The sequence below is a fragment of the Methylosinus sp. sav-2 genome (assembly GCF_004366495.1).
In the GTDB taxonomy this organism is placed as follows: domain Bacteria; phylum Pseudomonadota; class Alphaproteobacteria; order Rhizobiales; family Beijerinckiaceae; genus Methylosinus.
Genome location: NZ_SOEJ01000012.1, coordinates 40,166 through 53,268, shown reverse-complemented (window position 1 = coordinate 53,268; position 13,103 = coordinate 40,166). Strand labels below are relative to the sequence as shown.

The 13,103-nt window shown below is 63.4% G+C and carries 20 protein-coding genes; 11 read left to right on the top strand and 9 right to left on the bottom strand.

All coding sequences use genetic code 11. The annotated features are described in order from the left end of the window. Nucleotides 1-2: 2 nt before the first annotated feature. The 9 genes from EDE12_RS17235 to EDE12_RS17200 all read right to left on the bottom strand — a co-directional run bounded on the left by EDE12_RS17235 (nucleotide 3) and on the right by EDE12_RS17200 (nucleotide 4,976). Complete coding sequence (locus EDE12_RS17235; protein WP_051592546.1) at nucleotides 3-1,079, bottom strand: recombinase RecT; 1,077 nt, start codon at nucleotides 1,077-1,079, stop codon at nucleotides 3-5. Then, the gene (locus EDE12_RS17230) at nucleotides 1,076-2,116 is read right to left on the bottom strand and encodes a YqaJ viral recombinase family protein (RefSeq protein WP_026599278.1); all 1,041 of its coding nucleotides are present in this window, start codon (nucleotides 2,114-2,116) and stop codon (nucleotides 1,076-1,078) included. The genes EDE12_RS17235 and EDE12_RS17230 overlap by 4 nt, the downstream gene beginning before the upstream one ends. Further along, nucleotides 2,113-2,283 carry a hypothetical protein gene (locus EDE12_RS21930; protein ID WP_157198950.1) on the bottom strand — a complete coding sequence of 57 codons (171 nt, stop codon included), beginning with the start codon at nucleotides 2,281-2,283 and terminating at the stop codon, nucleotides 2,113-2,115. The genes EDE12_RS17230 and EDE12_RS21930 overlap by 4 nt, the downstream gene beginning before the upstream one ends. Nucleotides 2,284-2,285: 2 nt before the next feature. Then, a complete protein-coding gene (locus EDE12_RS17225) occupies nucleotides 2,286-2,609 on the bottom strand; it encodes a hypothetical protein (RefSeq protein WP_026599279.1) in 324 nt (107 codons plus the stop codon). A gap of 11 nt (nucleotides 2,610-2,620) precedes the next feature. Beyond that, entirely contained in the window at nucleotides 2,621-2,863 is a 243-nt protein-coding gene (locus EDE12_RS17220; protein ID WP_026599280.1) for a hypothetical protein, read from the bottom strand. Then, entirely contained in the window at nucleotides 2,860-3,273 is a 414-nt protein-coding gene (locus EDE12_RS17215) for a hypothetical protein (protein WP_134188194.1), read from the bottom strand. Before EDE12_RS17215 ends, EDE12_RS17220 begins: the two co-directional genes overlap by 4 nt. Further along, complete coding sequence (locus EDE12_RS17210; protein ID WP_026599282.1) at nucleotides 3,213-3,584, bottom strand: hypothetical protein; 372 nt, start codon at nucleotides 3,582-3,584, stop codon at nucleotides 3,213-3,215. Before EDE12_RS17210 ends, EDE12_RS17215 begins: the two co-directional genes overlap by 61 nt. A gap of 64 nt (nucleotides 3,585-3,648) precedes the next feature. Continuing rightward, entirely contained in the window at nucleotides 3,649-3,894 is a 246-nt protein-coding gene (locus EDE12_RS17205; RefSeq protein WP_134188193.1) for a hypothetical protein, read from the bottom strand. A 320-nt stretch (nucleotides 3,895-4,214) separates the two neighbouring features. Beyond that, the gene (locus tag EDE12_RS17200) at nucleotides 4,215-4,976 is read right to left on the bottom strand and encodes a LexA family transcriptional regulator (protein ID WP_166671882.1); all 762 of its coding nucleotides are present in this window, start codon (nucleotides 4,974-4,976) and stop codon (nucleotides 4,215-4,217) included. A gap of 87 nt (nucleotides 4,977-5,063) precedes the next feature. On the opposite strand from EDE12_RS17200, the gene EDE12_RS17195 reads away from it, so the two are divergent. The 11 genes from EDE12_RS17195 to EDE12_RS17145 all read left to right on the top strand — a co-directional run bounded on the left by EDE12_RS17195 (nucleotide 5,064) and on the right by EDE12_RS17145 (nucleotide 13,039). Further along, nucleotides 5,064-5,288: a YdaS family helix-turn-helix protein gene (locus tag EDE12_RS17195; protein ID WP_026599283.1), complete on the top strand. Its 225-nt coding sequence runs from the start codon at nucleotides 5,064-5,066 to the stop codon at nucleotides 5,286-5,288. Nucleotides 5,289-5,376: 88 nt separating this feature from the next. Further along, nucleotides 5,377-5,634, top strand: coding sequence for a LuxR C-terminal-related transcriptional regulator (locus EDE12_RS21925; protein ID WP_026599284.1), 258 nt, complete (start codon nucleotides 5,377-5,379; stop codon nucleotides 5,632-5,634). A gap of 311 nt (nucleotides 5,635-5,945) precedes the next feature. Continuing rightward, on the top strand, nucleotides 5,946-6,392 hold the full coding sequence (locus EDE12_RS17185) for a phage regulatory CII family protein (RefSeq protein WP_026599285.1): 447 nt from the start codon (nucleotides 5,946-5,948) through the stop codon (nucleotides 6,390-6,392). A gap of 4 nt (nucleotides 6,393-6,396) precedes the next feature. Next, nucleotides 6,397-6,915, top strand: coding sequence for a hypothetical protein (locus tag EDE12_RS17180; RefSeq protein WP_026599286.1), 519 nt, complete (start codon nucleotides 6,397-6,399; stop codon nucleotides 6,913-6,915). A gap of 9 nt (nucleotides 6,916-6,924) precedes the next feature. Next, a complete protein-coding gene (locus tag EDE12_RS17175) occupies nucleotides 6,925-7,455 on the top strand; it encodes a hypothetical protein (protein ID WP_026599287.1) in 531 nt (176 codons plus the stop codon). Between the two features lie 96 nt (nucleotides 7,456-7,551). Beyond that, nucleotides 7,552-7,764, top strand: coding sequence for a hypothetical protein (locus EDE12_RS17170; protein ID WP_026599288.1), 213 nt, complete (start codon nucleotides 7,552-7,554; stop codon nucleotides 7,762-7,764). Beyond that, on the top strand, nucleotides 7,761-8,405 hold the full coding sequence (locus tag EDE12_RS17165; protein WP_026599289.1) for an SAM-dependent methyltransferase: 645 nt from the start codon (nucleotides 7,761-7,763) through the stop codon (nucleotides 8,403-8,405). Before EDE12_RS17170 ends, EDE12_RS17165 begins: the two co-directional genes overlap by 4 nt. Then, the gene (locus EDE12_RS17160) at nucleotides 8,402-9,781 is read left to right on the top strand and encodes a DUF4942 domain-containing protein (RefSeq protein ID WP_051592548.1); all 1,380 of its coding nucleotides are present in this window, start codon (nucleotides 8,402-8,404) and stop codon (nucleotides 9,779-9,781) included. The genes EDE12_RS17165 and EDE12_RS17160 overlap by 4 nt, the downstream gene beginning before the upstream one ends. Then, entirely contained in the window at nucleotides 9,778-10,482 is a 705-nt protein-coding gene (locus EDE12_RS17155) for a hypothetical protein (protein WP_134188191.1), read from the top strand. Before EDE12_RS17160 ends, EDE12_RS17155 begins: the two co-directional genes overlap by 4 nt. Next, nucleotides 10,479-11,903 carry a DnaB-like helicase C-terminal domain-containing protein gene (locus tag EDE12_RS17150; RefSeq protein ID WP_026599290.1) on the top strand — a complete coding sequence of 475 codons (1,425 nt, stop codon included), beginning with the start codon at nucleotides 10,479-10,481 and terminating at the stop codon, nucleotides 11,901-11,903. The genes EDE12_RS17155 and EDE12_RS17150 overlap by 4 nt, the downstream gene beginning before the upstream one ends. Continuing rightward, the gene (locus EDE12_RS17145) at nucleotides 11,897-13,039 is read left to right on the top strand and encodes a DUF1376 domain-containing protein (RefSeq protein WP_051592549.1); all 1,143 of its coding nucleotides are present in this window, start codon (nucleotides 11,897-11,899) and stop codon (nucleotides 13,037-13,039) included. Before EDE12_RS17150 ends, EDE12_RS17145 begins: the two co-directional genes overlap by 7 nt. Nucleotides 13,040-13,103 lie beyond the last annotated feature (64 nt).

The following is a 13,103-nucleotide window of genomic DNA, read 5'->3' as shown; positions in this document are numbered from 1 at the left end:
TCTCACGCTCTCCCGTCCGCCTGCTTCGCCGCAGCCATCAGTCCCTTCATATGCGGGTTGAGGGCGTCGATCTGCTCAGGGCGCAGCCGATTGAACCAAGCATCGAATGCGCGGCGGCCTTCGAGCGACTTCGCACGCGCTGCGTCGAGGAGCTTTTCGTCCTCGGATCGGTTGTCGGGCTCGTCGGCAGCCGGCTCGACCGCGGAAGTAGCGGAGGAGTCCAGCCCTCCATCCACCACTCCCGCGGCCTGCGACGCCGTGTCATCTTCGGCGCCGGTCTCGGAATGCTCTTGCGTGACTTCGCCGGTTTCCTGGTCGTGGGTGATCGTGTCGGCTGGGCCGGCGAGCGCGTCGAGGCGCGCCGAGAGTCCGCGCGGCGCGGTCCCGTCAGCCTTGGTGCTCGCTTTCGCGGCATCGAACTCATAGAGCTCGTCGTCACGCCGAACGAGGTCGTCGAGATCGCTGGACATTGGTAGACGCTTCGAAAGCCGGCGCAGGACGGTCTTCCGGGCCATTTCGTCCCACCAGTCTTTCCACGGCCCAGAGCCCCCGGCGCGCGACACTGAGCGCACCCTCTCGACTTCGGTGACGGTCATCACCTCGCGATAGATCCCGCCATCCTTCGTCTTCGCGATGGCGTAGACGAGCCTCGGCCTGCCGCGATCGTCGAGCGCCGGGCGGTGGGTGATCTTCTCCTCGTCGCCGAGCGAATATTCGAACTCGTCGTTCGAGTAGGCGACGTAGGCGCTGATCGATAGCAGCTCGCCGCTGTTGCGGACCTTCTTCAGAATGCCGCCAATCATCGGCATCCACTGGACCTTGTTCTTGAAGATCACCAGCGCGCCGTCGCGCCCGTCCGGCAAAAGCCCGTCCTGCGCCGCCTTCATTGCCGATTGGAACAGCGAAACGCGATCGGCGCCGAGCAAGTCCGGGTTTCCGGTGACGGCCGTATTGATCACTCGCATGAACCTCTCGACCGGAATGTGCGCCGGGAGCGCCATGCGGAACTCGCTTTCGCGGTTCATGACCTGCGACTTGAAATCCGCGACCTGATCTCGGCGCGCGACTTGTGTGCTCATGATGCTTTCGCCTCTTTGATTTTCACAGCTCTGAATGAATAGGGCTCGATCGTCTTCGCCTTCACGCGCGTCGTTTTCGCCTCGATGATCCGCCCGTCTGGCAGACGGCCGCGCACTGCATTCTTGAGGAGGAATCGCAGCTCGGCGTCGATCGTCGCTCGAGCCTCTTCGGCCGCGCGAGCCGCCTTCTCAACGGCAAGAAAGTGCTCGCGCAATTCAAGCTTCTGGAATAGGTCGTCGGTCGCAGCGATATCGGTTTCCGACCCATCGTCGTCACGGTAGAGGTTCGCGATCAGCTTCCCGTCTCGGCCGAAATCCGGATCGTAGGGCTCGCCTGCCTCGACCCGTCGCCAGAACTCGGCGACAGCGGCGCGGAGCCGCGCCATGATCCCCGCTTTGATCGGGATATCGATCAGCGGCATTTCGACGCCGTGCCCGACGACGATCGGCGCCACAGCCGCCCACCGCGCGCCGACGAGTGTCGCTTCGACGATCGCCTGCACTGCGATCCACAGCGGCGGCTCTATGTCGCCGTCGTCGTTTTTCCATTTCTTGCGAAAGATGGACGCCTCGACGCTCTTGATCTGAACGATCCCGAGCCCGCGCTGCGGATCATTTACGATTGCGTCAGGCGTACAGCCGATTCGCGCCGCAGGATCGCGGTAATAGACACGCGCATCACCAGCGTTGTGCCGAAGCATCCAGTTCGGATTCCGCCGGCGGAGCAGTCGCACGGCCGGCTCTTCCATGAGCCAGCCGCGAAGGATCGGCCCCTCATCGTCGATCGGCTCCGGCTCGATCGCTCCGATCGCGAGCATGTAGAGCTGGTAAGGCGTCACGTAGGCGTGCTGGTCTTCCGGGTCGCCCGCGCCGAGCAGCGCCGCCGCAACGCTGGCCGTGATGTCTTGGCGGCGCAACGCGTGCCACGTCTCGTCGTCTGGGCACGAGATACGCTGAACGCCGCTTGGTGCCACCTGATCGACCACAATGGTCGCCGCGGCGCCGAGCGAGGTTTGGGGGAAGGTCGCGATCGTCATTCGCCGATCTCCCGCACGTTGAACGCCACGATTTCGATCGTATCCGCACGCGCCTCGACGCTCTCGACGAGGAGATCGTGCTCGGCGCAGAGCGCGGTGATGATGCGCGCGATCTCCGCTTCGGCCGCTTCGACAGCGGCGCGTTGGGGTTGAGAGAGGCCGGACATCGTCACACCTCCCCTCGGGCTTCGGCGAGGGCAGCGATTGCTTTCCCGTGCGCCGCAATCTGCGCGTCCTGCTCGAGACGCGCCTCGCTTCCAGGGAAGCCGATGTTCTTGGCCGTGAACGGTTTGAACGCAGCGACCATATCCGCGAGCGCGTCATAGACGGCTGCCGCCCGTGCGAAGAGCTGCGCATTTGCCATCGCGTTCGGGCCGCAATTGACCAATGCGACCCAGGCGTCTGTTCCGCCTTCGCCGCAGACGATCGGGAATTTCCCCTCGCCTTGGTCGACAACGTGCAGCGTCTCCCTCGTGAATTTCGGTTCTTGCATTGTCCGCGTCCTCAAAATGGAAGTTCGTCGAATCGATCGCGCAGGCCGGTAAGATCGAACGGCCAACGCACGATCGGCGAATGCTCGCCGCAGCAATCGTCCGCGAAGGAGAACGGCCACGCCGCCAGTCGAGTGCGGAAGTCGACGAGAGGCGCGGCGCGCCGGCATAGGCCGGTGGCGGCGAAATCGTATCCGCGCGCCGTCTCGCTATTGTCCCAGTGCTTGCAATCGGCGCACATCGGCACGGCCGTCACTCCGCCGCCTTCGGCAACTCAGCGCGCGCCTTGAGCAAGCGCACTTTTTCGGTGAGCCCGTCGAGTGTGGCGAGCACATCATCGAACGTCAGCGGATCGATTTCGCGATTGAGCAGTTCGGCGGCGTCAGCCTCGCACATGTCGAGCAGTCGGCCGGCGAGCACGAGACGCTCATAGGGACTTCCGGCTATCTCGCGACGGAAACGGATCGCGTCCGAAAAGAGATTGCACCCGATCTCCTCAAGCTTGCTCGCGAAGCCGTCGATCGTCGCATTGAAGCCAGGGATAAGGCTCTCGAACAACTCGCGATCCGAGGCCCGCGTAGACGGCGAAGTGCTGACGGGGAATGTCATCGCGCGACTCCCGTCTGAGCGTGATTGAGAGTGCTGTGCTCGACCGCCGGGTTCCACGGCACGACGCCGGCCTCGCGCATGTCATCGATGATGCGCTCGTGGATGCGATCGTTCTCGCGCTGGCGCAGCGCGTCGGCGATCAGCCGCCATAGCGGATTGCGGCGGTCGAGCAGCGCCGAGCGCGTGACCCAGCGGCCATCGACCTTCGCAGAGGCGTCGATTTCGATGCGGAGGACGGCCCAATCGTCAGAGCCGTAGGAAATGGTGGCGCGCCCCCAGGCGCAGGCCTCGAACTGGCAGAGGAGACCGTCGACGGTCTTGACGCTGCCGAGTGGCAGCTCTTCGAAGGGAAACTCGATCTCACGCATGGCTCACCTCGGTTGGTGAGCCATAGTTACAAGCATACTTGTTACTAGTCAACAATTATAATTGTTATTTTCCGTCGCGGCGCTGCTCATGCCCGGTTAAGCCGATGACTTTTCCGCTTCTTTTCGCGATTTCCTCCTGCACCAGCTCCCAATGTCCGTCAGGCCGATTCCCATCGAGGATGTCGCCGTGGATCCGCCACCGCATGCTTGCGGCGGAATAAGCTCGAATGCCGAATCGGGCGATCAGGTCATCAGCGTCTCGAAGAACGAGCGTGCGATACTCGCGCCTGCGCCTCCACCATCCGAACATTAAAATGTTCCTCGAGATCGCCGACTACGGGGACTTGGTACGAGGTCTGCGTGCACCGAGCGCTCTGACCTCAAGTTCAGCGGCCTGCTCCGCGCCGTCATTCGGCCCTTCCGCCGTACATCGCGCTGTCGGCGGGCTTCCGCAGGTCCGGCCAATGTCTGCCCATCCTACGCAGCGACCATTGGGGCCTCGATAACCCGGCCCACCTCGGCAGCCGCAACCGCTACAAGCGTTTGCGACCGAAGTCATATTCAAAAACGCCACCAAAACAGTGGTCGCGCCGACTAAACAAAGAAGTGGCCACATATCTGCCCTGTGCATCAAAACACCGTGAAACGCCCCACGTATCTGCCGATAATCCGAACCTCGTCGATCGTCGCCTCATACGGAGAATATTGAGGATTCGCCGAAATGAGACGAATGCGCATTGGATCACTTCCGCGCACCACTTCGACCCGCTTCACGACAACGCTCAGACCGTCCCACAAAACGAAAATACCCTCTGGGCTCGGCGTCGTGTCGCGGAGATCAGCGAAAACTCTATCCCCCGGAAAGAGCGAAAAGGCCCGGCTGTCGGGGTTGAGCATCGAATCGCCGATGACCTCGAAAATCCGAATATGCGAAGGCGAAGCGTGAAGCATTTCGCGGACGACTGCTTGCGGAATGACCCATCGATCTCGGACGCCTTCGGCTTGATATGAATTCCCATCGCCGTCGCTGACATAATAGGCGCCCGTCGACACCCCGCCGCCGCCGGCACCGGCTCGTACCTCCGCCTCCAGAATAGCCCCTTCGTCCTTGTTAAAGCCGAGATCGGCGTCCACCGCCGACTCGAAACGCGGCGGTTCGACCGCCTCGGGGGCAGGCCCTTTCCCATCGCGTAGCCATGCAAGTGGCGCCTTCAGCACCTCCGCGATAGCGGCGATTTCCGCCGAGCTGTGCGAGTCGCCTGATTCAAGGGCTCCGTATGCCTGCTGCGAAAAAGCACGCCCGCGCAGTTTGGCTACTGCGCGCGCCACGGCAGCCTGGCTGAGGCGAAGCTGTTTCCGACGATGTTTCAACCGGTTCGCGAGCGTGTCCATAGCTCGTGACGATACAAGGGTGCTTGTAGCGTCGCTCGACAATTCTGCTTGTTGACAAGTAACAATCATTCTTGTTATATCCGCACCATGGACACAAGCGGACTCCTCAAAGCCATCGAGATCAAAGGATCCCAGGCCGCCCTCGCGGAGAGCATCGGCGTGTCGCAGCAGACGATTTCGAATTGGCTCAAGAAAACGAAGGCCGGCATCGCGGCCGAATATGTTTTGCCAATCGAGCGCGAGACTGGCGTCCCGCGCCATGAGCTACGCCCGGACATCTACCCGCCTCCTCAGCCAATGGAGGCTGCATGACGAACCGCTCCATAGTCCTCACAATCGTTCTCGCGTTCGACGCTGCAGTCGTCACCTACCTCGCATCACTGATTGCGGGAGCGCTCCGATGATCCGTGTCATTCCTCTCGCGCCCAACGAACGCCGCGTGCTCGAACTGCGCGCCAGCGGCGCGACCTACGGCGATATCGCCAGCGCCGAGGGGCTCACCATCAACGATGTGCTCGCAGCGATCGGCATCATCTGCATGAAGCTCGACGTAGGGTCGGAACAAGAGGCCGTTCGCGCATTCACTGGAGAAGACCTCGAGACAGCGTTGCGCGCCGAGCACGAACGCCGGTTCGGCGCCGAGCAAGAGGCGGCCTGAAATGCTCACGGCAATCATTTCCTTCCTCGGCGAGGCGATCCGCGACGCCGCCGCGACAGAATACGAGCCGCTCATCGAGCGGACCTGAGTTCCGGGTGCTCCCGGATGGCGCGCGCCGCAGCGCTTAGTGCGGCAGACGCAGCGAGATGACCTCTCGTTCCGTAGCCCTCCTTGGGCGTTTCCTCCCAAACTTCCCCGGCGCTCCGGCGCCGGGGCTCTTTTCGCAAGCGTGTAGCGCCCGCGTTCCGTCCGATTCAGGTCACGCGCACGGACGGAGGGCAACCCAGAATGCAGCGCGGGAAATACGGGGCATGACAAAACAGCGCGACTACGGAACGACGAAGGACATCGTGACGCGCCTGGTCGACGAGGCTGGCGGCGTGAAGCGCGCGGCCTTCCTGCTCGAGCGCGCGGTGTCGCGTGTCTACGAGTTGTGCGACCCGGCTTGCCCCGACCAGATGTCCTACGACTTCGTGCGCAAGCTCTCGGAGTTCTGCGGCTCGACCGCCGCGGCCGAAGACCTGGCGGCCCTCGCCGGCGGCGCCTTTATGCCGATCACGATCGACGACGGCGACCTCTCGCGCATCGCCGCCGACAAAGCCCACGAACACGGTCGCGTCACGACACAGCTTTTCGTGGCCCTGGGCGACGGCAAGGTCACCCCGGACGAAGCGCGAGAACTTTTGAAGCAGGTGGACAGCGAGTTGCGCGCGCTCATGGCGCTGCGGGCGAAGCTCGTTTCTCTAACGAAGGGCTGAAAAAATGACCGAAGAGGCGGCGACGAAGGTCGCGAACACGAAACAGATGATCGCTCTCGCGAAGGCATTCAACCAATCGAAAACCAAGGTGGCGTCGATCAACGGTGAAATCGGCGAACGCATCGCCAAAGCGGTCGAGAACGGAAATCTGCACGCCAAGGCGTTCAAATTCAACTGCGCCCTCGCGCGGATGTTCGAAAAGGACGACCTCAAAGCGCGTGAATTTTGGCGCAGCCTGATCCTCTATCACGAAGAGTTCGAAAAGAACGGCCTCTTCGGCGAGCAGCACGTCGGCGACATCGAGGAGCTCGCGCGCAAGGCCGAGCAGGACGAGCGCGACGCCGAGACGGCGCAGCTGGAAGCGAACGGCAAAGCGATCATGGAAGGGATCAAGCCGCTGTCCGAGGCGGACAAGGCGTTCGACGATTCGACCGCCACGAAGCCGTCTCGGCGGCGGCAGAAGTCGGAGCCGGCTCCCGAGCCAGCCGCCGAGGAAATTCCCGGCAGCTACCGATATCAGTGAGGTCTTCAAGTGCGGATCGCAGCGCTCGACATCGCGACGGTTTGCGGATTCGCCTTTGGCGACGCCGGTGCGATCCCGCAATCCGGCAGCGTTCGCCTGAAGCGCCCTGGCGAGCCTCCCGAGATCGCCGCATTCAACATGCGCGCATTTCTGCGCGACCGCTTCACGCTCGAGCGCTTCGACATCCTCGCGATCGAGCACTTCCTCAATCCGGCCGCACAAAAATCCGCCGACGCGGTGATCCTGCAGATCATGTGCTTCGGCGTTGCCGTCGCCGAGGGCATGGCGCGCGGAATTCGGATCGAGGCGCCCTATCCATCGACTGTTCGAAAGCATTTTCTCGGGCGCGCGAACATGGGCGAGCGCAAGGAGACCAAGGCGGCCGTGCTCAATCGGGCCAAGGCGCTCGGCTACGTCCCGCGCGATTGCGGCGACGATAACAGGGCGGATGCCTGCGCCCTCTTCGACTACGCAGCAGCCACCTACGCGCGCGTGCCGCCGCGCGATCTTGTTTTCTTCGGGGAGGCCGCCAATGGCTAATTTCCCTTGGGGCACGCGGCCAAGCGTCTGCCTGAAGGCGCGGATCGAAGATGCGCGCAATTCTGGCACCCGCCAAGCGAAGCGCGCGAGGGCGGCATGAGTGCGACTCTCACCCAGCAAATCGAGGAAATCCAGCTCATCATCATCGGCGGTGAAGACTGGCTCGAGCGTGCGCAGAGCAGGAACTTTAAACGCTCGCCCGAGGCGATTGAGCGCCGCGCCCAGCGGCTCGTCGTCCAGGAGGCCATTCTCAACACGTTGACCCGTTTACGAGAGGCCGAAGAGCCTCGGAAGGCGGCGCGGCCATGACCGAAGCGTCCGCCCGCACGCGCAAGAGCCACGTCTGGAAACGCGACGCGCTCGACTGGTACGTAGAAGAGACCCGGGCGAGCGCCGCGCTGTTCGAGGTCGAGCGCTTCGTCGGGGCGATCTGGGATCCTGCATGCGGCGGCGGCAACATTTGCGACGAGGCCGCTCGGCGCGGCTATATCGTCGTCGGTTCCGACATCGCCCGGCGCGTCGAGAACAAGGTCTGGTGGTCGCGTACCGGTACGCGGGACTTTTTGACGGACGCCAGCGCGCCGCTCGCCCCGAACATCGTGGTAAATCCGCCATTTTTCCGGGGAAAAGGAACAGAGGCGTTCATCCGCAAGGCGTTGGCGCTCGCGCGCGGCAAGGTCGCCGTCTTCGCTAGTATTGGCTTTCTCGCCGGGGATGCTCGGGCAAGCGGCCTCTATACCGAGCACACGCCGCATCGGATCTGGCATGTGACGCCGCGCGTTTCTTGTCCTCCAGGTGAATGGCTCGCAGAAGGGAACAAGGCCGGCGGCGGGACGGATGATTGGGTCTGGCTCGTCTGGGATTTGACGGCCCCGTGTGTCTCCTTTGCGCAGACGGGATGGCTGCGGAAGTCGGCCGCAGCCAGCAAAGGGCGGGAGAGCGCAACATGAGCGCAACATCTCTCGTTCGCAAGGAGTCGATCGAAGAGCTTTGCGGCCACCGGGCGCGCGCGCTCGAGCTCTACGCGCAGGCTTATGACGTTCTGGTCGAAGCTGGCCGGGCAGTCGATCGCGCCTCGCCGACCGGGCTTTTTCAGATCCCAGAGACCGGCTATCGCGGCCATGCGCTGTTCGATATCCGCGCCGGCCGCGACGAGTGGGCTGTCCTCATGCGGAAAGCCGTCGACCGGTCTGTCTGGACGCATCTTGCGAAGCTGACCGAGCTGGAAAAGCTCATGGATCGCCAGGCGCACGACGAGTTCCGTAAGCAACTCGACGCCGATCCCCCGGAGGCGACGCCCGAGAACTGCTTCGCGACAATTCAGTCCTTCCTCGGACAGGCCGACGATATCTTCAAGCGCGGAATCGCGAACGTCTTCTCGGCGCTCGATCGGCGGTTCCGATCGCATGACGGCTTCAAGGTGGGATCGCGGATCGTGCTCACAGGTGCGTCTCCGGAATGGTCGTCTCTGACCTCCGGGCGCCATAGCGAGACGCTCCGGGATGTCGAGAGGACGTTCTGCGTATTGGGCGGGAAGCGCAATCCAGAATGGGCCGACTCGTTCATTCGTCGCGCAAGCGATGCGACGCGCAACGTTCCGAAGCCGGCAGTCTTCGAAGACGAATATTTCAGAATTCGCATCTTCAAGAATGGGAACGCGCACCTTTATTTCCTGAGAGACGACCTCGTCGAAGAGGTGAATCGTCTGCTCTCCGAATATTACGGCGCCGCGCTCGGCGACGCACGCCAGCGTGAGACACACGAACCGAACCGGACTCCAGCGAAGAACGACGGCGGGTTTTTCGAGACGCCAACTCCGCTGGTCGAGCGCGTGCTCGAGGAAGCCGGAATGTGGGCCGGTCGTGATTGCTCGGAGCTGCGCGTGCTCGAACCAGAGGCCGGGCTGGGGCGCATCGCCTATGCCGCGGCGGCGCTCGGGGCAGACGTGACGGCGATCGAACTCAATGCTCAGAGAGCGCGCGAACTGGCGGCAGGCAGGAAGTGCCGGGTCTATTGCCGAGACTTCTTCGACGAGACGCCAGCGACGCTCGGCCTTTTCGACGCCGTGCTCATGAACCCGCCCTTCGACGGCCAGCGCGACATCGACCACGTCATCCACGCCTGGAGCTTCGTGAAGCCCGGCGGAGTCCTCGTCGCGATCATGTCGGCTGGCGTCGAGCTTTCGACGACTAGGCGGGCCGTCGCCTTCCGGGAGTTGGTCGAGACGAACGGCGGTCGGTTCGTCGACTTGCCGGCGGGGTCCTTCAAGGAGTCCGGCACGATGGTCAACACCGTCATGCTGACGATGCGGAGGAAGACCGCATGACTATTCACTACCACGGCACACCGATCACGCCGTCTCGCGTTTATGCCGAATTGGGTGGACGACACTTTTGCGTGTCGTTTGCCAATCCGCGCGACGTTGAGCGTGTCCATCGCATCGGTCAAAGCGTCATGTTGGACAACGGTGCTTATTCCTTGTGGCGATCTGGACGCGCGACGAAGTGGCCTGAGTATTACGCATGGGCTGACAGTTGGCTCGACTATCCGACAACCTGGGCTGTGATTCCGGACGTCATTGGAACCGGAGCCGAGGAACAGGACGCGTTGCTACGCGAATGGCCCTTTGGAGAGAAAGGCGCGCCCGTCTGGCACATGGACGAACCCATCGATCGGCTCGTGAAATTGACAGACACATGGCCTCGCGTCTGCATCGGATCATCGGGCGTCTATGCCGTCGTTCTATCGGATCGATGGACACGACGCATGGACAGCGCCTGGGAGGCTATGAGCGCGCGGCACCGTCGTACGCCTGTGATCCACATGCTGCGCGGGATGCAATGCAGCGGGCGACGCTGGCCGTTCGCCTCGGTCGACAGCACTGACGTCGCGCGAAATCATAACTGCCCCCATAATTCGGCGCGCCGGATGATGGACCGCTGGGATCCGTCGCAATGCCGGCCGTTATGGACGCCGCCTGATCGGCAGATTGAACTCGATATCTGCGAAGCGGGGGGCGGCCTATGAACGCCCACGCGCCCTCTCAAGACGCCGCACTCCCGATCTGCATCGAAGCCGAGCAAGCCCTCCTCGGCGCCCTACTCCTGAACGAGCACGCGCTCGCCAATGTCGGCTTCCTCGAAGCCCGTCACTTCGGCGAGGACCTTCACGCGCGCGTCTACTCGAGCATGCTCGAGCTGGCGGGCGCCGGGCGGAAGGTCTCGCTCATCACCGTCGGGGCGCAGCTGGCCGACCTCCAACTGCCCGAGGGGGCGCCGCCGATCCGCGCCTATCTCGCGACCCTCGCCCGAGAAGCGACCACGATCGCGGACGCGCCAAGCTACGCCGAGATGACCGTCGACGCATGGGCGCGGCGCGAGCTGATCGCGCTCGCCGGCGCCGCGGCGGACGCAGCGCGCTTGCCGGGCGTCGGACGACTGCAGGCGACGCTCGACGAAATGGACGCACGGCTCGTGACCCTGCGAAACGACGCCGCTCCGCCGATCGCGCGCAACGGCGACCTTGTCGGCGGCGTCGACGCCATCCTCGACAATATAGAGGCGATCCAGCGCGGCGACGCTTTGCCCGTGCCGACGTCGGGCTTCCTCGACATCGATCGACGGCTCGGCGGAGGCCTGCGCCGCGGACGGCTGATCGTGATCGCCGGTCGCCCCGGCATGGGAAAGACGATCCTGAACGTCGCCATGGCGCGCCGGACCGCGCGCAAGGGCTTTGGCGCGATGCTTTTCTCGCTCGAGATCGATCGCGACGAGATCACCGCCCGCATGCTCGCCAATGCGCTCGGCAGCTCGACCGTCCCACTCGACTACCGAGACATTCTGAGCGGCAAGATCGAGCCCGGCGACGTTCCCCGCCTACGAGAGTTGCGCCAGCGATTCGCCGCCATGCCGCTCGCGATCGACGCGACGCCAGGCTTGAAAATCGCGCAGGTTGAGGCGCGCACAAAGCGAACGGCAATGCAGTTCGAGCGCGAAGGCCGTCGTCTCGATCTCGTGCTGATCGACTATCTCGGCCTGATCCAGGTCGAGGACCGTTATCGCGGCAACAAGGTCGCCGAACTCGGCGATGTGGCGCTCGGCGCAAAGAACATGGCGAAGCGGCTCGATGTCAACGTCGTGCTGTTCGCCCAGCTGAGCCGAGCGGTCGAGAGTCGCGACAATAAGCGTCCGATCATGTCCGACCTTCGCGACTCGGGAAACATCGAGGAGCACGCCGACGCTGTCGGGCTCCTCTACCGACCAGCCTATTACGACGCCAAGGATCCTCGAATGGCACGCGGCGACTCCGAATTCATCGCGCAGGCCCTGGCTCGCGCCAACGATCTCGAGATCGTCTGGGACAAGAACCGCCTGGGTCCGACCGGGACCGACACTCTCTATTGCGATGTCGGACGGAATTTCGTCGACAATGGAGAGCGGAAATGGTGAACGTCCCCCCTGCCCCTCTCGTGCCGCCGGACGTCGATCTCCGCGACTTCGCCTTCATGCCGCTCGACGTTGTGCGCCTGCGCGACAGCGATATCTCGGCCAAGGCGACAGCCGAAGAGTTCCGCTGCGCGGTGCTGCTCTGGTGCGCCTCCTGGCATCAGGTGCCCGCGGGGAGCCTGCCGGACGACGACGCGATCTTGTCCAATCTCGCCGGCTTCGGGCGCGCGGTCGGCGAATGGAAGAAGCACCGCGACGGCGCGCTCTGGAAATGGATCAAATGCAGCGATGGGCGGCTCTATCACCCCGTTGTCGCAGAGAAGGCGGTCGAGTCGTGGCAGGCGAAAAAGCGCCAACGTGACAGAACAGAGGCAGCGCGCGCTGCGAGATTGTCGCAGAGGCCATCCTCGCCAGTGACAATCGATGTGACTGAACAAGTGCCACGCGCGGCGCGATCGTCACAGCCACCGAACGAGCCAGTGACAAACTCTGTAACAGAGAGGAAAGCGCGCAACGAGCGACTGTCACAGACCCACGCTGACGATGTGACAGAGATTGTTACAAGCTCCAAGGGACAGGGACAGTACAAGGGACAGGGAGAAATAGATAATCTCCCAGCACAGCGCCCTGTCCCCCGCGCACCCGCGGAATCTGATCGTCCTGAATCTGAACGGCCGCCCGACCCCGGCGCTGCGCCAGCAAAATCCGAACTCGATCGCGTCGAGGACGCCTGTCGCGCTGCGCTCGGCTCAGCGCAACCGCAGGACCTCGTCATCGGTCCGATGGTCGAAATCGTTCGGAAATTCGGGCAAGAGCGCGTCTCGCTGTGCCTTGCCTCGGAAGCCCGGAGACCCCGCGAGAAACCGATTCGGACCTGGAAAATCTGGGCGCGGATCGTCGTCGAATCGATCGGCTCCAGCGCGTCTCCAGCAGGACCGGCAGAGCGCCTGATCTCGCTCGGCTTCGGCGGCGTCGAAATGCCCGAGGCGAATCTCGCCGCTGCGATCGAACGCTGGCGGCGCGCCCCGGCGTCGTGGATGCGGAATGTCTGGGGTCCTCCCCCCGATGAGAACAGGACCATTCGGAAATTCGCTGCGGAGCGAGGAATCGAGCTGACGAAAATTGGGGATGCGGCATGAGCGCCCCGCAACGTGAAATCCCGGTTCGGCGCTGGTCCATCGAACGCGTCCGGCTCGAGATGCG

Bases quoted from the DNA above. Each gene is read 5' to 3' on its own strand.
- EDE12_RS17235 (WP_051592546.1), bottom strand. From the start codon at position 1,079: ATGAGCACACAAGTCGCGCGCCGAGATCAGGTCGCGGATTTCAAGTCG.
- EDE12_RS17230 (WP_026599278.1), bottom strand. From the start codon at position 2,116: ATGACGATCGCGACCTTCCCCCAAACCTCGCTCGGCGCCGCGGCGACC.
- EDE12_RS21930 (WP_157198950.1), bottom strand. From the start codon at position 2,283: ATGTCCGGCCTCTCTCAACCCCAACGCGCCGCTGTCGAAGCGGCCGAA.
- EDE12_RS17225 (WP_026599279.1), bottom strand. From the start codon at position 2,609: ATGCAAGAACCGAAATTCACGAGGGAGACGCTGCACGTTGTCGACCAA.
- EDE12_RS17210 (WP_026599282.1), bottom strand. From the start codon at position 3,584: ATGCGTGAGATCGAGTTTCCCTTCGAAGAGCTGCCACTCGGCAGCGTC.
- EDE12_RS17205 (WP_134188193.1), bottom strand. From the start codon at position 3,894: ATGTTCGGATGGTGGAGGCGCAGGCGCGAGTATCGCACGCTCGTTCTT.
- EDE12_RS17200 (WP_166671882.1), bottom strand. From the start codon at position 4,976: ATGGACACGCTCGCGAACCGGTTGAAACATCGTCGGAAACAGCTTCGC.
- EDE12_RS17195 (WP_026599283.1), top strand. From the start codon at position 5,064: ATGGACACAAGCGGACTCCTCAAAGCCATCGAGATCAAAGGATCCCAG.
- EDE12_RS21925 (WP_026599284.1), top strand. From the start codon at position 5,377: ATGATCCGTGTCATTCCTCTCGCGCCCAACGAACGCCGCGTGCTCGAA.
- EDE12_RS17185 (WP_026599285.1), top strand. From the start codon at position 5,946: ATGACAAAACAGCGCGACTACGGAACGACGAAGGACATCGTGACGCGC.
- EDE12_RS17180 (WP_026599286.1), top strand. From the start codon at position 6,397: ATGACCGAAGAGGCGGCGACGAAGGTCGCGAACACGAAACAGATGATC.
- EDE12_RS17170 (WP_026599288.1), top strand. From the start codon at position 7,552: ATGAGTGCGACTCTCACCCAGCAAATCGAGGAAATCCAGCTCATCATC.
- EDE12_RS17165 (WP_026599289.1), top strand. From the start codon at position 7,761: ATGACCGAAGCGTCCGCCCGCACGCGCAAGAGCCACGTCTGGAAACGC.
- EDE12_RS17160 (WP_051592548.1), top strand. From the start codon at position 8,402: ATGAGCGCAACATCTCTCGTTCGCAAGGAGTCGATCGAAGAGCTTTGC.
- EDE12_RS17155 (WP_134188191.1), top strand. From the start codon at position 9,778: ATGACTATTCACTACCACGGCACACCGATCACGCCGTCTCGCGTTTAT.
- EDE12_RS17150 (WP_026599290.1), top strand. From the start codon at position 10,479: ATGAACGCCCACGCGCCCTCTCAAGACGCCGCACTCCCGATCTGCATC.
- EDE12_RS17145 (WP_051592549.1), top strand. From the start codon at position 11,897: ATGGTGAACGTCCCCCCTGCCCCTCTCGTGCCGCCGGACGTCGATCTC.